Source organism: Pseudomonas sp. Irchel 3H9 (assembly GCF_900187495.1).
In the GTDB taxonomy this organism is placed as follows: domain Bacteria; phylum Pseudomonadota; class Gammaproteobacteria; order Pseudomonadales; family Pseudomonadaceae; genus Aquipseudomonas; species Aquipseudomonas sivasensis.
This window is the reverse complement of record NZ_FYDK01000007.1, coordinates 234,142-255,565: the sequence shown is the minus strand read 5'-3', so window position 1 is coordinate 255,565 and position 21,424 is coordinate 234,142. Positions and strand designations below refer to the sequence as shown.

Genomic DNA, 21,424 nt, shown 5'->3' with positions numbered 1-21,424 from the left:
TCGTGTGGATCTTATCCAGCTACCGCCTCCCGGGAATGCGGTGTCGGGCGCCTATACAGGTGAAAAGCTGAGCCTCAACTTCCAGGATATTGGTCTGCGCGCCGTATTGCAGCAAATCGCCGATGTGGCCGGCCTCAACTTGGTGGTCAGCGACGATGTGCAGGGCTCCATCACCCTACGCCTCAAGCATGTGCCCTGGGATCAAGCGCTGGATCTTGTGCTGCAAACTAAAGGTTTGGATAAACGGATAAAGGCCGGAGTGCTACTGGTGGCGCCCGCCGAGGAGTTGGCCGCTCGTGAATTGCTCACGCTGGAATCGCGCAAGCAGATGGCCGACCTGGCGCCCCTGCGGCGTGAATTATTGCAGGTCAACTACGCTAAGGCGGCGGACCTGGCCAAGCTGTTCCAGTCGGTGAACGGCTTTGAAGGAACGACGGATGAGCGCGGTTCGGTGGCCGTAGATGACCGCACCAACAACATCATTGCCTACCAGACCGGCGAGCGTTTGGAAGAGCTGCGCCGGATCGTGGCGCAGTTGGATATCCCGGTGCGCCAGGTGATGATCGAGGCGCGGATTGTCGAGGCCAACGTCGACTACGACAAAAGCCTGGGTGCGCGCTGGGGAGGTCGCCTCAATCGAGGGAATTGGGCCGCCGGAGGTATTCAGAAGCCTCAGTCGGACGGTGCCCAAACTCCTGAAAATGCACCCAGCTCGCCGTTCGTAGATCTGGGTTCGCTTACTGGTACCTCCGGCCTGGGCATTGCGTATATCACCGACAACCTGCTGCTCGACCTGGAACTGACCGCCATGGAGAAAACCGGCAATGGAGAAATCGTCTCACAGCCCAAGGTGGTCACCTCCGACAAGGAAACCGCGCGCATTCTGAAGGGCACGGAAATTCCCTACCAGGAATCCACCTCCCAAGGTGCGACGTCGGTGTCGTTCAAGGAGGCCTCCCTTTCATTGGAGGTTACCCCGCAAATCACCCCCGATGACCATGTGATCATGGTGGTCAAAGTCACCAAGGATGAGCCCGACTACCTCAATAAACTCAACGACGTACCGCCGATCAAGAAAAACGAGGTCAACGCCAAGGTGTTGGTCAAGGATGGAGAGACGATCGTCATTGGCGGTGTTTTCTCCAATACCCAAAGCAAAGTGGTAGATAAAGTGCCATTTTTGGGCGATGTGCCGTATCTTGGCCGCCTTTTCCGGCGCGATGTGGTGGCGGATAAAAAATCCGAGCTGCTGGTATTCCTGACTCCGCGTATTATGAATAACCAGGCGATTGCTGTGAGTCGTTGATTCTGTGCGAAATTTGATTCTTGTAGGACCGATGGGGGCTGGAAAAAGCACCATCGGCCGTTTGCTGGCCAAAGAGCTGCGCCTGCCATTCAAAGATTCCGACAAGGAAATTGAATTGCGCACGGGTGCCAATATCCCATGGATCTTCGATAAAGAAGGCGAGCTGGGCTTTCGTGACCGCGAGCAGGCGATGATCGCTGAGCTGTGCGGCTGCGACGGCGTGGTATTGGCCACCGGCGGTGGCGCGGTGATGCGCGATGAAAATCGTCGGGCGCTGCATGCCGGTGGTCGGGTGGTCTATTTGCATGCGTCGGTCGAGCAGCAGGTAGGCCGCACCGCCCGTGATCGTAATCGCCCGTTGCTGCGCACGGCCAACCCGGAAAAAACCTTGCGGGACCTACTCACGCTGCGCGATCCGCTGTATCGGGAAATCGCCGATCTGGTGGTGGAAACCGATGAGCGGCCGCCTCGCATGGTGGTCCTCGACATTCTTGAGCGCCTGCAACGGCTGCCACCCCGTTAAAGCCAGGCCCGAAATGCGCTATTCTCGGCGGCGCGCTATCACCCTGCAGGGTGTGGCGTAGAGCCATCAGGCGACGTCGGGTCTCGACGTTGCCGGTCGTCAACACATCTTCAACGCGGGGACACATGCAGACACTTAAGGTCGATCTAGGCGAGCGCAGCTACCCGATCCATATTGGCGAAGGTCTGTTGGACCAGCCCGAGTTGCTCGCACCGCATATTGCCGGGCGGCAAGTGGCGATCATCTCCAACGAAACGGTCGCGCCGCTGTATCTTGAGCGTCTGAGCCGCAGCCTGGCGGCGTACTCAGTGATTTCCGTGATTTTGCCCGACGGCGAAGCCCACAAGAACTGGGAAACCCTGCAACTGATCTTTGATGGCCTGCTGACCGCGCGCCATGACCGTCGCACCACCGTGATTGCCTTGGGCGGCGGTGTGATCGGCGACATGGCCGGCTTTGCGGCGGCCTGCTACCAGCGTGGCGTGGACTTTATTCAGGTGCCGACCACCCTGCTGTCCCAGGTCGATTCGTCGGTGGGCGGCAAGACAGGTATCAACCATCCGCTTGGCAAGAACATGGTCGGCGCGTTTTATCAGCCCCAAGCCGTGCTGATCGATACCGCGACCCTCAACACCCTGCCACCACGCGAGCTGTCGGCGGGCCTGGCGGAAGTCATCAAGTACGGGCTGATTTGCGACGAGCCGTTCCTGACCTGGCTGGAAGAACACGTGGACGCCTTGCGCGCCCTCGACCAGGTGGCGCTCACCGAAGCGATTTCCCGCTCCTGTGCCGCGAAGGCGCTGGTGGTGAATGCCGACGAACGGGAATCCGGTGTACGGGCCACTTTGAACCTCGGCCACACCTTCGGCCATGCGATCGAAACGCACATGGGCTATGGTGTGTGGTTGCACGGGGAGGCTGTAGCGGCTGGCACGGTGATGGCACTTGAGATGTCGCAACGCCTGGGTTGGATCAGCGCCCAGGAGCGTGATCGCGGTATCCGCCTGTTCCAGCGCGCCGGTTTGCCGGTCATTCCGCCTGAGGAGATGACCGAGGCCGACTTTCTCGAACACATGGCGATAGATAAGAAAGTGATCGACGGTCGACTACGACTGGTGCTGCTGCGCCGCATGGGCGAAGCGTTAGTGACCGACGATTATCCGAAAGAGATTTTACAGGCCACGCTGGGAGCGGATTACCGCGCCCTGGCCCAGCTTAAAGGTTAATAAGATCCCGATGACTAGTTTGCATGCCGACGAGGCGTTCCTCGGCCATTACCAGTTAAGCCACGACCCTTTTGCTCCACGGGTGCCTGGTTTCAAATTTTTCCCGGCCCAGCGCAAGCCGGTGCTCGGGCAGTTGCACCACTTGGCGCGCTACAGCCAGCTACTGCTGGTCGTGACCGGTCCGTTGGGCAGCGGCAAGACTTTGCTGCGCCAGGCCCTGGTTGCCAGCACCAACAAACAATCGGTACAGAGCGTGGTGGTGTCTGCCCGTGGTGCCGGTGATGCGGCCGGCGTGCTGCGCCAGGTTGCCCAGGCCCTGGACGTATCCACTGCTGAGCCGAGCGCGATTCTCAAACAAATCGTGCAACTTGGCCTGACCGGCCAGGAAGTCTACCTGCTGGTGGATGACGCCGAGCAGCTCGACGAATCCGCACTGGAAGCGCTGTTGGCGCTGGCGGCGGGTACGCCGGAAGGTCGTCCCCATGTGTTCCTGTTCGGTGAGTCGTCGCTGATCGCCGATCTGGAGCAGATCAGCGGTGATCAGGAGCTGTTCCACGTCATCGAACTGCAGCCGTACGAAGAGGAAGAAACCCGTGAATACCTGGCTCAACGCCTCGAAGGCGCCGGGGCCGGTATCGAACTTTTCACGGCAAATCAGATCTCTGATATTCACGAAAGCTCCGACGGCTGGCCTGGCACCATCAACCAGGTTGCCCGCGATGCAATGATCGAAGCCATGATTGCCAGCCGCTCTGCGGTCAAGCGTCCAAAGATGGGGTTCACTATGCCTAAGAAGCACGTACTGGCGATTTCTGCCGTTGTCGTGGTCGCTGTTGCCGCCGCCTGGTTGATCCCGGGTCGCAACAAGGCGCCGACCACCGCCAGCGCGCCAACCGAACAGGCGCAGTTGCCACTGGGTAAACCCACGCCGAATGTCGAGTTCGCCAATTCCGGCCAACCGACCAACCTGCCAATGGTTGGTCAGCCTGTGATGCGCGGCCCACTCGCCGAAGAAGCCGGTGGCATCTCCGAAGGCGACGACGGCGTGCCCGTAGAGGGCTCCAGCGCTACACCGCCGACCGTGACTACCACCGCGCCACCTGCGGGCGTGCCAGCGGGTCAGCCGGCCGCCAAGCCAGCCGCAGTGCCGACGCCAGCGCCAACTATCGCGACTGCCAAGCCTGCACCTGTCACCAAGCCCGTAGCGCCTGCTCCAGCAGCCAAACCCGCGCCGGTGACCAAGCCTGCGGAAAAACCTGCCACTGTCGCCAAAGCAGGCGCCGCCGGCAGCAGCTGGTACGCCAGCCAGCCGACCGGTAACTTCGTGGTGCAGATCCTCGGCACCAGCTCCGAAGCCAACGCTCAGGCCTTCGTGAAAGAGCAGGGCGGCGAGTACCGTTATTTCAAGAAAGTGCTCAACGGCAAGCCTCTTTACGTGATCACCTACGGCAACTTCTCCAGCCGTGCAGCAGCTGATTCTGCGATCAAATCCTTGCCAGCGAAGGTTCAGGCTGGTAAACCTTGGCCTCGCACTGTTGCCAGCGTTCAACAAGAACTGGCAGCAACTCGCTGAAGATCCGGCGGCTTTACCCAAGCCGCCCTCCCGGCACCTCAAAAAAATCCTCAAGTGCGTGCAGCTTCCCAGAAGCCGCGCGCTTTGTGGTGTCTGCGTCACAGTAGCTTTTGAGTCGTAGCGGTCAGAATTAAAAAAGTTTTGACTAGCACAGCATATCGCTTTAAACCTTTCATAAATGCGACATAGATTTGCGACATTTCGTCGCTAAATTTGTGAGCGTCTGTGTCGGTGTGTACAATGACCTCCCTTTTGCCCCCGCTAAGCCGGCGTACGTTCGGCGTGGAAGGTAACCGGTTGAATTGAAAAGAAATTTGCCTCGGTATAAGAGGCAGCCTGGTGAGAAAGTGTCTATGAAAGCAGGTCTGTACCAACCCGATGAATTCAAGGATAACTGCGGTTTCGGCCTGATAGCCCATATGCAGGGCGAGCCCAGTCATACCCTTTTGCAAACGGCCATCGAGGCCCTGACCTGCATGACCCACCGCGGTGGGATCAACGCCGACGGCAAGACCGGTGACGGTTGTGGCTTGCTGATTCAAAAGCCCGACCAATTCCTGCGCGCGGTCGCCAAAGAGCATTTCGCTGTCGACCTGCCCAAGCAGTACGCCGTGGGCATGGTGTTTTTCAACCAGGACCCGGTCAAAGCCGAAGCCGCTCGCGAGAACATGAACCGCGAGATCGTCGCTGCCGGCCTGCAACTGGTCGGCTGGCGCAAAGTGCCAATCGACACCAGCGTGCTCGGCCGCCTGGCCTTGGAGCGCCTGCCGCAGATCGAACAAGTGTTCATCGCCGGTGACGGCCTGAGCGACCAGGACATGGCAATCAAGCTGTTCACGTCCCGTCGTCGCTCGTCCGTGGCCAACGCCGCCGATGCCGACCACTACATCTGCAGCTTTTCCCACAAGACCATCATCTATAAAGGCCTGATGATGCCGGCGGACTTGACCGCCTTCTATCCAGACCTGAGCGATGAGCGCCTGCAAACCGCGATCTGCGTGTTCCACCAGCGCTTCTCCACCAACACCCTGCCGAAATGGCCGCTGGCCCAGCCATTCCGCTTCCTCGCCCATAACGGCGAGATCAACACCATCACCGGCAACCGCAACTGGGCCGTGGCCCGTCGCACCAAGTTCGCCAACGATCTGATGGACCTGGAAGAGCTCGGCCCGCTGGTTAACCGCGTCGGTTCCGACTCCTCCAGCATGGACAACATGCTCGAACTGATGGTCACCGGTGGCATCGACCTGTTCCGCGGCGTGCGCATGATCATTCCGCCTGCGTGGCAGAACGTCGAGACCATGGACCCGGACCTGCGTGCATTCTACGAGTACAACTCGATGCACATGGAGCCGTGGGACGGCCCGGCTGGCGTGGTCATGACCGACGGCCGCTATGCGGTGTGCCTGCTCGACCGTAACGGTCTGCGCCCGGCGCGCTGGGTCACCACCACCAACGGTTTCATCACCCTCGCGTCGGAAATCGGCGTGTGGAACTACAAGCCTGAAGACGTCATCGCCAAAGGTCGCGTTGGCCCTGGCCAGATCCTGGCCGTGGACACCGAAACCGGGCAGATCCTCGACACCGACGCCATCGACAACCGCTTGAAGTCCCGTCACCCGTACAAGCAATGGCTGCGCAAGAACGCCCTGCGCATCCAGGCGACCATGGAAGACAACGACCACGGTTCGGCTTTCTATGACGTTGACCAGCTCAAGCAGTACATGAAGATGTACCAGGTCACGTTCGAGGAGCGCGACCAAGTGCTGCGTCCGCTCGGCGAGCAAGGTTACGAGGCCGTCGGCTCCATGGGCGATGACACGCCGATGGCTGTACTGTCCCAGCGCGTGCGCACGCCGTACGACTATTTCCGCCAGCAGTTCGCCCAGGTGACCAACCCACCGATCGACCCGCTGCGCGAAGCCATCGTGATGTCCCTGGAAGTGTGCCTCGGTGCCGAGCGCAACATCTTCCAGGAATCGCCTGAGCACGCTTCCCGCGTGATCCTCAGCTCGCCGGTTATTTCCCCGGCCAAGTGGCGTTCGTTGATGACCCTGGAGCGTCCAGGTTTCGACCGCCAGATCATTGACCTGAACTACGACGAGAGCCTCGGCCTTGAGGCCGCTGTGCGCAACGTCGCCGACCAGGCCGAAGAAGCTGTGCGCGCCGGTCGTACCCAGATCGTGCTGACCGACCGCCATATTGCCCCAGGCAAGCTGCCGATCCACGCTTCGCTCGCCACCGGCGCGGTGCACCACCGCCTGACCGAAAAAGGCCTGCGCTGCGACTCCAACATCCTTGTCGAAACCGCCACCGCCCGCGACCCACATCACTTCGCGGTGTTGATCGGCTTCGGCGCCTCGGCGGTGTACCCGTTCCTCGCGTACGAAGTGCTGGGCGACCTGATCCGTACCGGTGAAGTGCTGGGCGACCTCTATGAGGTGTTCAAGAACTACCGTAAAGGCATCACCAAAGGCCTGTTGAAGATCCTGTCCAAGATGGGCATCTCCACCGTCACGTCTTATCGCGGTGCTCAATTGTTCGAAGCCATCGGCCTGTCCGAAGAAGTCTGCGACCTGAGCTTCCGTGGTGTGCCGAGCCGTATCAAAGGCGCGCGTTTCGTCGACATCGAAGCCGAACAGAAAGCCTTGGCCGCCGAAGCCTGGAGCGCGCGCAAGCCGATCCAGCAAGGCGGCCTGCTCAAGTTCGTGCACGGTGGCGAATACCACGCGTACAACCCGGACGTGGTGAGCACTCTGCAAGCCGCCGTGCAGCAGGGCGACTACGCCAAGTTCAAGGAATACACCTCGCTGGTGGATAACCGCCCGGTGTCCATGATCCGCGACCTGTTCAAGGTGAAGACCTTGGACACGCCGATGAACATCAGCGAAGTTGAGCCACTGGAGTCGATCCTCAAGCGCTTCGACTCTGCCGGTATTTCCCTGGGCGCTCTGTCGCCTGAGGCCCACGAAGCCCTGGCCGAAGCCATGAACCGCCTGGGTGCGCGTTCCAACTCCGGTGAAGGCGGTGAAGACCCGGCGCGCTACGGCACCATCAAGAGCTCGAAAATCAAGCAGGTTGCCACTGGCCGTTTCGGCGTGACCCCGGAATACCTGGTCAATGCCGAAGTGCTGCAGATCAAGGTTGCCCAGGGCGCCAAGCCCGGTGAAGGCGGCCAGCTGCCAGGCGGCAAGGTCAACGGCCTGATCGCCAAGCTGCGTTATGCAGTGCCTGGCGTGACCCTGATTTCGCCACCGCCGCACCACGACATCTACTCGATTGAAGACTTGTCGCAGCTGATTTTCGACCTGAAACAAGTCAATCCGCAGGCGCTGGTCTCGGTGAAACTGGTAGCGGAAGCGGGCGTGGGCACCATTGCCGCCGGTGTGGCTAAGGCCTATGCCGACCTGATCACCATCTCCGGCTACGACGGCGGTACCGGTGCATCCCCGCTGACCTCCATCAAGTACGCCGGCGCACCTTGGGAACTCGGCCTGGCCGAAACTCACCAGACCCTGCGCGGCAACGACCTGCGCGGCAAGGTCCGTGTGCAGACTGACGGCGGCCTGAAAACCGGCCTCGACGTGATCAAGGCCGCGATCCTCGGCGCCGAGAGTTTCGGTTTCGGCACCGCGCCGATGATCGCCCTGGGCTGCAAATACCTGCGCATTTGCCACCTGAACAACTGCGCCACCGGCGTCGCCACTCAGAACGAGAAGCTGCGCAAGGATCACTACATCGGCACCGTCGACATGGTGGTGAACTTCTTCACCTATGTCGCCGAAGAAACCCGTGAGTGGCTGGCCAAGCTGGGCGTGCGTTCGCTGGAAGAGCTGATCGGTCGCACCGATCTGCTGGACATCCTCGAAGGCCAGACCGCCAAGCAACAGCACCTGGACCTGACGCCGTTGTTGGGGAGCGATCACATCCCGGCAGAAAAGCCACAATTCTGCCAGGTGGATCGCAACCCGCCGTTCGACAAAGGCCTGTTGGCCGAGAAGATGGTCGAAATGGCCGGTTCCTCGATCAATGACGCCAGCGGTGGCGAATTCGCCCTGGATATCTGCAACTGCGACCGTTCCATCGGCGCACGCATCTCCGGTGAAATCGCGCGCAAGCATGGCAACCAAGGGATGGCGAAAGCGCCAATCACCTTCCGCTTCAAGGGTACTGCTGGCCAGAGCTTTGGCGTGTGGAACGCCGGCGGCCTGCACATGTACCTGGAAGGCGACGCCAACGACTACGTGGGCAAGGGCATGACCGGCGGCAAGCTGGTGATCGTTCCGCCTAAAGGCAGCGTCTACAAGAGCCAGGAGAGTGCCATCATCGGTAACACCTGCCTGTACGGCGCTACCGGTGGCAAGCTGTTCGCCGCGGGTACCGCCGGTGAGCGTTTCGCCGTGCGTAACTCCGGTGCCCACACCGTGGTGGAAGGCACTGGCGATCACTGCTGCGAGTACATGACCGGGGGCTTTGTCGCGGTATTGGGCAAGACCGGTTACAACTTCGGTTCGGGCATGACTGGCGGTTTCGCCTACGTGCTCGACCAGGACAACACCTTCGTCGACAAGGTCAACCACGAGTTGGTCGAGATCCAGCGGATCAGCGGCGAAGCCATGGAATCCTACCGGAACCACTTGCAGCACGTGCTGGACGAGTACGTCGAGGAGACCGGCAGCGAATGGGGTCGTAACCTCGCCGAAAACCTCGATGATTACCTGCGTCGTTTCTGGCTGGTCAAGCCCAAGGCTGCCAACCTGAAATCGTTGCTTTCCAGCATCCGTGCCAACCCGCAGTGATATGCGCCTGAAGAGTTTGATGAGGTTTTAACATGGCTGAACGTCTGAATAACGACTTCCAGTTCATCGATGTCGGGCGCAAAGATCCGAAGAAGAAACTGTTGCGTCAACGCAAGAAAGAGTTCGTGGAAATCTACGAGCCTTTCAAACCCCAGCACTCGGCCGATCAGGCCCACCGCTGCCTGGGGTGCGGTAACCCGTATTGCGAATGGAAGTGCCCGGTGCACAACTTCATTCCCAACTGGCTGAAATTGGTGGCCGAGGGCAACATCCTCGCCGCCGCCGAGCTGTCGCACCAGACCAACACCCTGCCGGAAGTCTGCGGCCGGGTGTGCCCGCAGGACCGTCTGTGTGAGGGTGCCTGCACCCTGAACGACGGCTTCGGTGCGGTGACCATCGGTTCGGTGGAGAAGTACATCACCGACACCGCGTTCGCCATGGGCTGGCGTCCGGACATGTCCAAGGTCAAGCCGACCGGCAAGCGCGTGGCGATCATCGGTGCGGGCCCGGCGGGCCTTGGCTGTGCCGACGTGCTGGTGCGCGGCGGCGTGACCCCGGTGGTGTTCGACAAGAACCCGGAAATCGGTGGCCTGCTGACCTTCGGTATCCCCGAGTTCAAGCTGGAAAAAACCGTACTGAGCCACCGTCGTGAAGTGTTCACCGGCATGGGTATCGAGTTCCGCCTCAATACCGAAATCGGCAAAGACATCACCATGGAGCAACTGCTCGCCGAATACGATGCCGTGTTCATGGGCATGGGTACTTACACCTACATGAAGGGCGGCTTTGCCGGTGAGGACCTGCCTGGCGTGTATGACGCGCTCGACTTCCTGATCGCAAACGTCAACCGCAACCTGGGCTTTGAAAAGTCGCCGGAAGATTTCGTCGACATGAAAGGCAAGAAGGTCGTGGTACTCGGCGGTGGCGACACCGCGATGGACTGCAACCGTACCTCGATTCGTCAGGGCGCCAAGTCGGTGACCTGTGCGTATCGCCGTGACGAAGCCAACATGCCGGGTTCGCGCAAAGAGGTGAAGAACGCCAAGGAAGAAGGCGTGAAATTCCTCTATAACCGTCAGCCGATTGCGATCGTCGGTGAAGACCGTGTCGAAGGTGTGAAGGTGGTCGAGACCCGTCTCGGCGAACCGGACGCCCGTGGCCGTCGCAGCCCTGAGCCGATTCCAGGTTCCGAAGAGATCATCCCGGCCGATGCCGTGGTCATCGCCTTCGGTTTCCGCCCAAGCCCGGCGCCGTGGTTCGAGCAGTTCGAGATCCAAACCGACAGCCAGGGCCGTGTGGTAGCCCCGGAACAAGGCCAGTACAAGCACCAGACCAGCAACCCGAAAATCTTTGCCGGTGGCGACATGGTGCGCGGGTCTGACCTGGTGGTGACCGCGATCTTCGAAGGTCGCAATGCCGCCGAAGGGATCCTGGACTACCTGCAAGTCTGACCCTGGTCCCAGGTTGAAATGGGATCAAAATGTGGGAGGGGGCTTGCCCCCGATAGCGGTGGTTCAGTGACAGACACTGAGACTGACACACCGCTATCGGGAGCAAGCCCCCTCCCACATTGGTTTTGCAGCGCTTCCATGTCCGCGACAAATTGACCCGATAGACAAAAGGCACCGCTCTTGCCGTGCCTTTTGCGTCGCGCTCTGAGAAAATGCCCGCACTTTTTTTGCGGATGCCGACATGACTGCCCTCAAGAACGACCGTTTCCTTCGTGCCCTGCTCAAGCAACCCGTGGACGTCACCCCTGTGTGGATGATGCGTCAAGCCGGTCGCTACCTGCCGGAATACCGCGCCAGTCGCGCCCACGCCGGCGATTTCATGAGCCTGTGCATGAACCCGGAGTTCGCCTGCGAAGTCACCCTGCAGCCGCTGGACCGCTACCCTCAACTGGACGCGGCCATCCTCTTTTCCGACATCCTCACCATCCCTGATGCAATGGGCCAAGGCCTGTACTTCGAGACCGGCGAAGGCCCGCGTTTCAAGAAAGTCGTCAGCACCCTGGCCGATATCGAAGCCTTGCCGATCCCTGATCCGCACAAAGACCTCGGCTACGTGATGGACGCCGTCAGCACCATCCGCCGCGAGCTGAACGGCCGTGTGCCGCTGATCGGCTTCTCGGGCAGCCCTTGGACCCTGGCCACCTACATGGTCGAAGGCGGCTCGTCGAAAGACTTCCGCAAGACAAAGGCGATGCTCTACGACAACCCTCAAGCCATGCACCTGCTGCTGGACAAGCTGGCCCAGTCGGTCACGTCCTACCTCAACGGCCAGATCATGGCCGGTGCGCAAGCGGTACAGATTTTCGATACCTGGGGCGGCAACCTGTCGGCGGCGGCGTACCAGGAATTCTCCCTGGCCTACATGCGCAAGATCGTCAGCGGCCTGATCCGTGAGCACGAGGGCCGCAAAGTGCCGGTCATCATGTTCACCAAGGGCGGTGGCCTGTGGCTGGAAAGCATCGCCGACGCCGGCGCTGATGCGTTAGGCCTGGACTGGACGTGCGACATCGGTGAAGCCCGCCAGCGCGTGGGCAACCGCGTCGCGCTGCAAGGCAACATGGACCCGACCGTGCTGTACGCCAAGCCGGAAGCGATCCGCGCCGAAGTCGGCCGCATCCTGGCCAGCTATGGCAAGGGTACCGGGCACGTGTTTAACCTGGGTCATGGCATTACGCCGGAAGTGAACCCGGAACACGCTGGCGCTTTCCTGCAAGCGGTGCATGAGTTGTCCGCGCAATATCACGTGTAGTTTCCCTGTTTTACTTCATCACCTTCTTCCAATTAAGAGGGTGATGTTGTCGCTAACAACCTGAATGAACTGTGCATGGCTAGGCGGATTTTTTTATCGCTTGGCCATAGTGCGTTTAAATCTTTTTGTTATGTGGGAGTGTTGCTTCTTAAGTGTGGTGCTTATCAGGCCGAGGCCAGCGGCGGCAACTTCGCCAACTTCAACGCGACCAGCAACGCGCCGATCAACAGCGCCACGATGAATGCACCAATGCCGTTCCATCCGGCGAGGTGCCAGAAGAATCCACCTGTGGTGCCGGCGACGCTTGAGCCAGCGTAGTAGCAGAACAGGTACAACGACGACGCCTGCCCCTTGGCCTTGACTGCTCGGCGACCGATCCAGCTGCTGGCCACCGAGTGGGCGCCGAAGAAGCCGAAGGTGAAGATCAGCATGCCCGGCACCACCAGCCACAACGGGGAGAACAGGGTCAGCAGCATGCCGGCGAGCATCAGTACGATGGTGGCCCACAGCACACGGCGGCGGCCGAGGCGGTCGGCGAGGGAGCCGATTTTCGCCGAGCTGTAGATGCCCGAGAGGTAGACCAACGACAGCAGGCCGACCACGGCCTGGCTCAGGTCGTACGGGTCGGCCAGCAGGCGATAGCCGATGTAGTTGAACATCGTCACGAACGCGCCCATCAGCAGGAAGGCTTCAAGAAACAGCCACGGCAGGCCCGCGTCCTTGAAGTGCATGACAAAACCGTCCATCAGGCTGCGTGGCTTGAGGCTGCTGGCGCGGAAGTTGCGCGATTCCGGGAGGATTTTCCAGAACACCGTGGCCGCGATCAGCGCCAGGGCGCCGATGATCAGCATTGCGGTGTGCCAGCTGACGAAGTCGATCAACACGCCGATGATCAGGCGTCCGCTCATGCCGCCAATGGCATTGCCACCGATGTACAGGCCCATGGCCAGGCCGATGTGCTGGGGGTGGATCTCTTCGCTCAGGTAGGTCATTGCGACGGCGGCCACGCCGCTGAGTGACAGGCCCACCAGCGCACGCATCAGCAGGATCCCTTCCCAGGACGGCATCAGGCCGCTGGCAATCGTGGCCAGCGCCGCGCAGAACAGCGCGGCGACCATCACCGGCTTACGCCCCAGGGTGTCGGAAATCGGTCCGGTGATCAGCAAACCCAGCGCAAGCATCGCCGTGGACACCGAGAGAATCAGGCTGCTTTGCGCGGCATTGATGGAAAACTCGTGGGACAGTGCCGGCATCATCGGTTGCACGCAATACAGCAGGGCAAACGTAGCAAAACCGCCTGAGAACAGCGCCAGCACCGTGCGCATGAACATCGGCGTGCCTTTCTCGATGAACGCGTCATTGAGCTGAGCCACTACCTCATCGAGGGCGGTGGGCGGGACGTCTTGAGCGAGTGGAGCGACAGCAGATTTCACGGGGACCTCGGGGAGCAAAAGCCTGTCAGGGCTGGCAATGCAAAAAAGAATATAGCTGGCTAATGATTCTTTCCAATATATTGTTCGACCTGTTTGATAGCTTTAACGACCTAATGGGGTTTGCATGGAATTGCGTCATCTGCGGTACTTCATCGCTGTTGCCGAAGAGCTGCACTTTGGCCGGGCCGCGCAGGTGCTGGGCATCTCGCAACCGCCCCTGAGCCAGCAGATCCAGGCGCTGGAGCAGGAGGTGGGCGCGCGGTTATTTGAGCGTACCAATCGTCGGGTTGAGCTGAGCGAGGCGGGGCGCTTGTTCCTGCACGAAGCGCGGTTGGTGCTGGCCCAGGTGGACAAGGCGGCGGACGTCGCGCGGCGGGCGCAGTTGGGTGAGCTGGGGGAGTTGAAGATAGGCTTCACCTCGTCAGCGCCCTTCAACGCGAGCATTCCCCAGGCGATCTTCGCGTTTCGCCAGGCCTTCCCGGCGGTGCACTTGAACCTGCAGGAAATGAGCAGCACAGAAGTGGCCGAGTCGCTGGTGGATGAGTCGATTCAGGTGGGGTTGATGCGGCCCTTGCCATTGCCGGATTCGTTGAATGTGATCGAGCTGATGCGCGAACCCCTGGTTGCTGTCTTGAGTGCCGGTCACCCGTTGGTGGAAGGCAGTGAGCGTGGCTTGCACCTGGCCAAGTTAGCTGACGAGCCGTTTGTGTTTTTTCCACGCAGCTATGGGAGCGGCCTGTATGCCCAACTGCTCAGCCTGTGCCGCGACGCTGGCTTCAGCCCGCACTTCGCCCAGGAAGCGGGCGAGGCGATGACCATCATCGGCCTGGTGGCGGCGGGGTTGGGCGTGTCGGTGCTGCCGGCGTCTTACCAGCGCATCCGCATTGATGGGGTGGTGTATCGCACCTTACTGGACCCGGAGGCGGTGACCTCGGTATGGCTGGTACAGCGCAAGGGCGCGCAGACGCCGATGGCGAAGGCGTTTGTGGAGTTGTTGACGCTTAAGGCCACCCACTGAGTTGCAATGCTTCATCGAAAATGTGGTGAGGGAGCTTGTTCCCTTGACGGCCAAGCGTTGCCGGGCGTGCTCGGTTCAAGTGCGGGAGGAGGCTCGCTCCCGATAGGTATCTAAAACATAACCTGAGAAAACGAGAGACTCGTGGTGAGCGGGCTTGTACCGCGCTGGGCCGCGCAGCAGCCCCAAAATCAGACGTTGAGTTCTAACAGAAAAATACCCGCGTCTTTATTGGGCTGCCTCGCACCGCCCGCTCCCCACGGAGTCTCGGTTTTACTTGGTGGTCCCGGTTTGCTCAAACAACTGCGCCGCCGACCCTGCCTCACTACTCACACCATTGCTGCGCAAGCCCGCCATGATGTCGCTGTCCAAGTTGTTCACCCAGCGGTTGTAGTTGCGATGAATCTTGCCGTCCTTGTAGCCCAGCTCGCGGCTGTCGCGGTAGGTGATGGCGTAACTGTTGCGGGTGTAACGGATGTCGATGGCGGCGTAGTACTGGTTACGCACAGTGATCTCGGCCTGCACCAGTTGCGGGCTCAGGCGTTGCACGTTCCACTCGCGTTTTTGCAGGGCGTTGACGATAACCGTCTTCATTTTTTCTTCGCTGACCTGGGCGTTCGCCGGCAGGTCGTGCTGGGTGTTGAGGACCGGTTTGCTGGTGCAGCCGGCAGTGGTCAACAGCGCCAGGGTGATCAGGGTGACGCGTAGCAAGGAAGACATTCCGTATTCTCCAATCGTTTAAAAAGTCAGGACCAGCGGCGGAAGATCAGCGACGTATTCACGCCACCAAAGGCAAAGTTGTTGTTCATCACGTAGTCGTGGTGCATCTCGCGGAATTCACCTTGCAGGTAGTCCAGCTCCCCGCACTGCGGGTCGACGGAGTCCAGATTGAAGGTGTGCACGTATTGGTTGCGGTTCATCATCTCGATGCTGAACCACGACTCCAGCGCCCCGCACGCCCCGAGGGTGTGGCCGAGGAAGCTTTTCTGCGAGCTGATGGGCATGCGCTTGCCGAACAGGCTGCTGGTGGCCAGGGTCTCGGCGATGTCGCCTTGATCGGTGGCGGTGCCGTGTCCGTTCACGTAGCCAATCGCGTCTGGTGTGAGTCCGGCGTCTTCCAGGGCCAGTTCCATGGCGCGGCGCATGGTTTTCTGTTCCGGGCGGGTGGTGTGCTGGCCATCAGCGTTGCTGCCGAAGCCGACCAGTTCCGCATGAATATGTGCACCCCGCGCCAGGGCGTGTTCCAGCTCCTCAAGTACCAGCATGCCGCCGCCTTCGCCGATCACCAGGCCGTCGCGGCCGCTGTCGTAGGGGCGTGGGCTGGTTTGCGGGGCGTCGTTTTTCAGGCTGGTGGCGTAGAGCGCGTCGAACACCATAGCTTCGGTGGGGCACAGCTCCTCGGCGCCGCCGGCGAGCATCAAGGGCAGGCGGCCGAACTTGATCGCCTCATAGGCATAACCGATGCCCTGGCTGCCGCTGGTGCAGGCGCTGGACGTTGGGATCAACCGCCCAGTCAGGCCAAAAAAGATGCTGATATTCGCCGCCGTGGTGTGCGGCATCATCCGTACATAGGAGTTGGCGTTCAGCCCCTCGGCCACCGAATTGAGCAGCATATTGCCGAACGCCTTGATCTCATCGGTGCTGCCGGTGGACGAACCACACGCCACACCCATGCGCCCATCCTTGATCGACTCATCACCGAGCAACCCGGCGTCCTGCAATGCCTGCTCCGCCGCCCATACCGCCAGGCGCGAGACACGGCCCATGCTGCGCAGCTGCTTGCGGGTCCAATGGGCCGGCACGACGAAATCGTCGATAGGGCCGGCCAGGCGCGTGTTCAGTTCGGTAAAACGGTCCCACTCGTCCATGCGCCGAATGCCGCTGCGGTTGGCGCGAAAGTTGGCGGAGATGGTCGCCCAATCTCCGCCCAGGGAGGTCATGCCGGCCATGCCGGTGACGACTACACGTTTCATCAGCACAAGCCTCCATTGACGGCCAACACCTGGCGGGTGATATAGGCGGCTTCGGCCGACATCAGGAAATTCACCGCGCCGGCGACTTCTTCGGGAGTGCCCATGCGCTGTGCCGGGATCATTTTCATCAGCTCTTCCACCGGTACGTTTTCATCCAGCATCGCGGTGTCGATCAAGCCGGGGGCTACGCAGTTGACAGTGATCTTGCGCTTGCCCAGCTCGATGGCCAGGGCTTTTGCCGCGCCGATCAAGCCGGCTTTCGAGGCGCTGTAATTGACCTGGCCGCGATTGCCGATCAGCCCCGACACTGAGGTAATGCACACGATACGCCCGGCTGCGCGACGGCGAATCATTGGCATCATCACCGGGTGCAGCACGTTGTAGAAACCATCCAGGTTGGTGCGCATCACCACGTCCCAATCGTCTTCCGACAAGGCCGGGAACGCTCCGTCGCGGGTCAGCCCGGCATTGAGCACCACGCCGTAGTAGGCGCCATGTTGCTCGACGTCGGCCTCAAGGATTTCCTTGCAGGTCGCACGATCCGCCACATCGAATTGCAGCACCCGTGCCTTACGGCCAAGGGCTTCGATTTCGACTTGCACTGCATCGGCTTCGGCACGGCCGCTGCGGCAATGCAGCACGATGTCATGGCCGGCATGGGCCAGGCGCAGGGCAATGGCGCGGCCGATGCCACGGCTGGAGCCGGTGACCAGTACGGATTCAGTCATGGCGTTTCGTCCTTCGATTCTTCTAAATAATTGGCCGCCTGGGGCGGTCGAAATACGTTCAAGCGGGCGCTGGCCTGGATACCGTCGCCGGTCAGGTGGCATTCGAACACACCCATGCCGTTGTCGTCTTCCAGGGAGCGCAGGCCGTGGATGTTCAGCTCGGCGCCCACCGGGAAGTGTTCCACGTTGCATTCGAACTTACGTGTGCCGAGCAGGAAGCCCAGTTCCACCGCCTCGCCCCTTTGGCGTGCGCGGCAACCGGCGTAGGCGGCGACGCTCTGCGCCATCAACTCGATGCCGACCCAGGCCGGCAAGCTGCCGTCAGGGCGGTTGAACAGGCCGCCAGGCTTGACGGTGAGACGGGTGTGAATCTGCTCTTCGTCGAACGACAGCACGTGTTCGATCAGGATCATGTCGCCCGCGTGAGGCAGCAGCTCGGCGAGTGGCCAGTTGGTCATGGGGCCTCTCCGATAATCAGGCTGACGTTATTACCGCCGAAGGCAAACGAGTTGCTCATCAGGCAGGTTTTTCCCAAGGTTTCGTCGCTGCGTGCCCATTGCAAGGCGGGCAACGCGGGGTCGGCCTGGCCGTCCCATACGTGGGGTGGGACGCGGCCGTGAGTCAGGCTCAGCCAGCAGAAGGCCGCTTCCAGCGCACCGGCGGCGCCGAGGGTGTGGCCGCTCATGGGTTTGGTGGATGAGCAGGCTACGCCTTCGGGGAACAGGCTGGCGACGGCCAGGCTTTCCATGGCGTCGTTGTGCTGGGTGGCGGTGCCATGCAGGTTCAGGTAGCCGATCTGCTCCGGCGCCAGTTTTGCACTGGCCAAGGCCTTGCGCATCGCCTGCAACGCGCCTTTGCCGGTAGGTTCGGGCGCGGAGATATGGTGTGCGTCGCAGCTGGCGCCGCTGCCCAGCAAGGCAATCGGTGCCGGCGCTTTACTCATCACAAACAGCACCGCCGCTTCGCCGATATTGATGCCGTTGCGGTTCGCCGAAAAAGGGTTGCAACGCTCATTCGAGACGGCTTCCAGCGCGCTGAAACCATTGAGGGTCAGCTTGCACAAGCTGTCCACGCCGCCGCAGATCACCGCATCGCACACCCCCAGATCAAGCAAGCGCTGGGCGCTCATCAGGGCGCGGGCGCTGGAGGTGCACGCGGTAGAAATCACGTAGGCAGGGCCGCTCAGTTGCAGCCAGTCGGCGAGGAAGTTCGCCGGGGCGCTGAGTTCCTGTTGCTGGTAGTCGTAGTCGCAGGGGAAGTGCTTGTCGCGCAGGTACAGGGCGATGCCGCGGCTGGCTTCGTCGATGCCCGAGGTGCTGGTGCCCAGCACGACGCCAACGCGCGAGGCGCCGTAGGTGTGGATCGCCTGACGAATCTCGTTCTCGATCTGCAACGCCGCTTCCAGCAACAGTTGGTTATTGCGGCTGCTCTGTTGGCCGAGTTCCACCGGGATGGTTGCCAGCTCGCCGTGCACACTGCCGACCGGCAACACGCGCTCCGGCACCCAACCGCTTTCGGCGCGCATGCCTGAACAGTCACCGGCAAACAGGCTGCGGCTGACGTGCTCCTGACCGCGACCAAGGGCGCAAATCACGCCGAGGGCGTTGAGGTAGGCGGTCATTGGGCGGCACCGAGCGGTGTAATGCGGTAGCTCAAGGGTTGGCCGGTCATGGTCACACTGAAGACTTCTGAGGATTGGTAGACGATTTGCCAATGCCCCGGCAGGGTACGTGTGAGGCCCCTTGCCTGGGCGCTGGGGTAAAGCGCGCGCACGTCATCGGCTGAGGCCAGGGCAAACAGCAGGGCGGCGAACAGCTCCCGCGCCTGGGGATTGGGCGGCAGCAAGCCGTCGGCCTGCCAGGCGCCATCGATCAGTTTTTGCCGGGCCAGCGGGATGCCCAGCGGGTCCATCATCGACCATCGGATTGCGCTGCCTTCGCGCTGGATCACCAGGAACCAATCCTGGCTCTGTCCATCTGCATGGCGCTGCACATGCAGTTGCATCGGCAACGCCAGCGCGGGCGTTTTTTCCGGCAACGGCGGCTGGCTGGCGCAGGCGCTCAGCAATAGCAGGCAACCGATCAACAGGCTGCGCATCATGGTGCGCAACTCGCCAGAGGCTTGCGCGCCACACAGTTGACCAGGGTTTCTTCGCGCTGGCCCACCGGCGGCGGGTTGCGCAGGCCCCAGCGCTCCAGCAGGCCGAAGTCGCTGGAACGGCTCCACCACAGGTACGGGTAGGAAACGTTCTGCGGGCCGAATTCAAAGCCCTGCTCGCGGAGCATCTCCAGGTATTCTTCGGCGCTTTTCTGCACATGCATGGGGTGGCGGAACAGCCAGCGGATCACCCAAGTGTCGATATAGGCTTCGGTGGATTCGGCAAACAGCAGATAGCCTCCCGGCTTGAGCACTCGGTAAAACTCTTTGAGTGCGCGATGCTGTTCGACCAGATGATGGAAGGTCTGGTGGCAGAACAGGATATCGACGCTCTCGTCTGGCACATCGAGGGTGGCGCAGTCGCTGCCGATCAGCTCGATGGCCAGGCCCTGGCGCGTGGCTTCAGCCTTGCTCAATTCCAGGCTATGAGGGTCTGCGTCCAGCCCGATCAGGCGCTCGGGGGCGAACACCTGCTGCAAATACTGGAAGGATTTGCCCTGGCCGCAGCCGGCGTCGAGCAATACCGGCGCTTCGGGCAGTGGGTCGGTGAACAGGCTGCGCAGGTCGTTGATCGCCACGCGCAGCACATGGTGCTGCCAGGTGTGGCTGCGCAGGAACCACAAACCGAATTTGGTTTCTTCGACGTAGTTTTTACTCAGGTATTGAGAAGTCATGTCGGTTCACTCGCGCAAATCTCCGACAACATCCGCAACCGCCGCTTGGGCTCGCTGACAAACGGATTACGCTCGTCCCACGCGTAGCCTGCGAGGATCGCGCTGATCATGCGGCGAATCTCCGGCGAGCTTTCAGGGTGGAAAATCACATCCTGGAATGTCCCTGCGTACCAGCCTTCGACGTAGCAGCGAAAGGTGTCGACGCCGCGCTTCAACGGTGCGGCAAATTCGGTTTGCCAGTCCACGGTTTCGCCTTTGAGCTGACGGTCCAGCAGGGCGGCCGCCATGCTCGCTGAGCGCATGGCGATGGTCACACCGGAGGAGAACACTGGGTCGAGGAATTCCGCCGCATTGCCCAGCAGGGCAAAGCCCGGGCCGTGCAGGGTTTTGACGTTGGCCGAGTAGCCGCCGATGGTGCGCGCTGGCGTGTCCCACACCGCGTTGTTCAGCACGCCGGACAGGCTTGGAGTTTCGTCGATAAAGCCGCGCAGGCAGGCGTCGAGGTCAGCGTCGCGGCCGTCGAAATGCTCCTTGGCCGCGACCACGCCCACCGAGCACCGGCCATTGCTGAACGGAATGGTCCAGAACCAGATGTCGCGTTTGGTCGGGTGAGTGGTTACCAGGATCTTGGTACGGTCGAAACCTGGGTGTTGGATGCGGTCTTCAACATGAGTGAACACCGCCTGGCGTACCGGAAAATTCGACGGTGCTTCCAGATCCAACAGGCGCGGCAGCACGCGGCCATAGCCGCTGGCATCGAGCACGAACTTGGCTTTGATGTGGTACTCGCTGCCGTTTTCGCGGCGCACATGCAGGTAGCGGCTATCGCCCGCGAAATCCACGCCGACGATGGTTTCACCGTAGCGGATCTCCACGCCCTGCAATGCCGCCTGGTCGGCCAGCAACTTGTCGAACTCGCCTCGCTGCACCTGGAAGGTGGTCGGCTTGCCGTTGCTGAAGGTGTCGCTGAAGTCAAAGGCGCTGTAACGCTCGCCCCAGGCGAACGCTGCCCCGGTTTTTACCTGGAAGCCGGCGGCCTGCACGGCGTCGAGCATGCCAGCTTCTTCGATAAAGTCGATGCAGTGGGACAGCAGGCTTTCGCCGATCGAGAACCGTGGAAAATGCTGGCGCTCGATGATCAATACATCATGCCCTTTGCGCTTGAGCAGCGCGGCGGCGATGGCGCCGGACGGGCCGGCACCAATCACGACAACCTGGCGACGTTCCATTTCAACTGTGGGCACGAGGGCTCCTTGC

General features: G+C 61.2%; 16 protein-coding genes and 1 pseudogene. 8 read left to right on the top strand and 9 right to left on the bottom strand.

What is annotated here, in order from left to right:
• Window positions 1-49 precede the first annotated feature (49 nt).
• The 7 genes and pseudogenes from CKW32_RS23340 to hemE all read left to right on the top strand — a co-directional run.
• Window positions 50-1,306: pseudogene (locus tag CKW32_RS23340) on the top strand (type IV pilus secretin PilQ); the annotation flags it as partial.
• A gap of 4 nt (window positions 1,307-1,310) precedes the next feature.
• Window positions 1,311-1,829, top strand: coding sequence for a shikimate kinase AroK (gene aroK / locus CKW32_RS23335; RefSeq protein WP_010213757.1), 519 nt, complete (start codon window positions 1,311-1,313; stop codon window positions 1,827-1,829).
• Between the two features lie 125 nt (window positions 1,830-1,954).
• Window positions 1,955-3,055, top strand: coding sequence for a 3-dehydroquinate synthase (gene aroB / locus CKW32_RS23330; RefSeq protein WP_095186124.1), 1,101 nt, complete (start codon window positions 1,955-1,957; stop codon window positions 3,053-3,055).
• Window positions 3,056-3,065: 10 nt separating this feature from the next.
• On the top strand, window positions 3,066-4,628 hold the full coding sequence (locus CKW32_RS23325; protein ID WP_095186123.1) for an SPOR domain-containing protein: 1,563 nt from the start codon (window positions 3,066-3,068) through the stop codon (window positions 4,626-4,628).
• Between the two features lie 353 nt (window positions 4,629-4,981).
• Window positions 4,982-9,427: a glutamate synthase large subunit gene (gene gltB / locus CKW32_RS23315; RefSeq protein WP_095186122.1), complete on the top strand. Its 4,446-nt coding sequence runs from the start codon at window positions 4,982-4,984 to the stop codon at window positions 9,425-9,427.
• 32 nt (window positions 9,428-9,459) lie between these two features.
• Window positions 9,460-10,878, top strand: a complete 1,419-nt coding sequence (locus tag CKW32_RS23310; RefSeq protein WP_003187920.1) for an FAD-dependent oxidoreductase — start codon at window positions 9,460-9,462, stop codon at window positions 10,876-10,878.
• Window positions 10,879-11,119: 241 nt separating this feature from the next.
• Entirely contained in the window at window positions 11,120-12,187 is a 1,068-nt protein-coding gene (gene hemE, locus CKW32_RS23305; RefSeq protein ID WP_095186121.1) for a uroporphyrinogen decarboxylase, read from the top strand.
• Window positions 12,188-12,351: 164 nt separating this feature from the next.
• Here hemE and CKW32_RS23300 read toward each other — a convergent pair whose 3' ends face one another.
• Window positions 12,352-13,560, bottom strand: a complete 1,209-nt coding sequence (locus CKW32_RS23300) for an MFS transporter (RefSeq protein ID WP_032890295.1) — start codon at window positions 13,558-13,560, stop codon at window positions 12,352-12,354.
• Window positions 13,561-13,744: 184 nt separating this feature from the next.
• Here CKW32_RS23300 and CKW32_RS23295 point away from each other — a divergent pair, with 184 nt between their 5' ends.
• Window positions 13,745-14,638: a LysR family transcriptional regulator gene (locus CKW32_RS23295; protein ID WP_032890297.1), complete on the top strand. Its 894-nt coding sequence runs from the start codon at window positions 13,745-13,747 to the stop codon at window positions 14,636-14,638.
• Between the two features lie 270 nt (window positions 14,639-14,908).
• Here CKW32_RS23295 and CKW32_RS23290 read toward each other — a convergent pair whose 3' ends face one another.
• The 8 genes from CKW32_RS23290 to CKW32_RS23255 are packed head-to-tail and all read right to left on the bottom strand — an operon-like array spanning window position 14,909 to window position 21,411.
• The gene (locus CKW32_RS23290) at window positions 14,909-15,355 is read right to left on the bottom strand and encodes a hypothetical protein (protein ID WP_032890299.1); all 447 of its coding nucleotides are present in this window, start codon (window positions 15,353-15,355) and stop codon (window positions 14,909-14,911) included.
• A gap of 26 nt (window positions 15,356-15,381) precedes the next feature.
• The gene (locus CKW32_RS23285; RefSeq protein WP_095186120.1) at window positions 15,382-16,608 is read right to left on the bottom strand and encodes a beta-ketoacyl-ACP synthase; all 1,227 of its coding nucleotides are present in this window, start codon (window positions 16,606-16,608) and stop codon (window positions 15,382-15,384) included.
• A complete protein-coding gene (gene fabG / locus CKW32_RS23280; RefSeq protein ID WP_095186119.1) occupies window positions 16,608-17,336 on the bottom strand; it encodes a 3-oxoacyl-ACP reductase FabG in 729 nt (242 codons plus the stop codon). The genes CKW32_RS23285 and fabG overlap by 1 nt, the downstream gene beginning before the upstream one ends.
• Window positions 17,333-17,794, bottom strand: a complete 462-nt coding sequence (locus CKW32_RS23275; protein ID WP_032890304.1) for a hotdog family protein — start codon at window positions 17,792-17,794, stop codon at window positions 17,333-17,335. Before CKW32_RS23275 ends, fabG begins: the two co-directional genes overlap by 4 nt.
• Window positions 17,791-18,957, bottom strand: a complete 1,167-nt coding sequence (locus tag CKW32_RS23270) for a beta-ketoacyl-[acyl-carrier-protein] synthase family protein (protein ID WP_095186118.1) — start codon at window positions 18,955-18,957, stop codon at window positions 17,791-17,793. Before CKW32_RS23270 ends, CKW32_RS23275 begins: the two co-directional genes overlap by 4 nt.
• Window positions 18,954-19,436 carry a hypothetical protein gene (locus CKW32_RS23265; RefSeq protein ID WP_095186117.1) on the bottom strand — a complete coding sequence of 161 codons (483 nt, stop codon included), beginning with the start codon at window positions 19,434-19,436 and terminating at the stop codon, window positions 18,954-18,956. The genes CKW32_RS23270 and CKW32_RS23265 overlap by 4 nt, the downstream gene beginning before the upstream one ends.
• Window positions 19,433-20,167, bottom strand: coding sequence for a class I SAM-dependent methyltransferase (locus CKW32_RS23260; RefSeq protein WP_032890309.1), 735 nt, complete (start codon window positions 20,165-20,167; stop codon window positions 19,433-19,435). Before CKW32_RS23260 ends, CKW32_RS23265 begins: the two co-directional genes overlap by 4 nt.
• Entirely contained in the window at window positions 20,164-21,411 is a 1,248-nt protein-coding gene (locus CKW32_RS23255; RefSeq protein WP_095186116.1) for an NAD(P)/FAD-dependent oxidoreductase, read from the bottom strand. The genes CKW32_RS23260 and CKW32_RS23255 overlap by 4 nt, the downstream gene beginning before the upstream one ends.
• Window positions 21,412-21,424 lie beyond the last annotated feature (13 nt).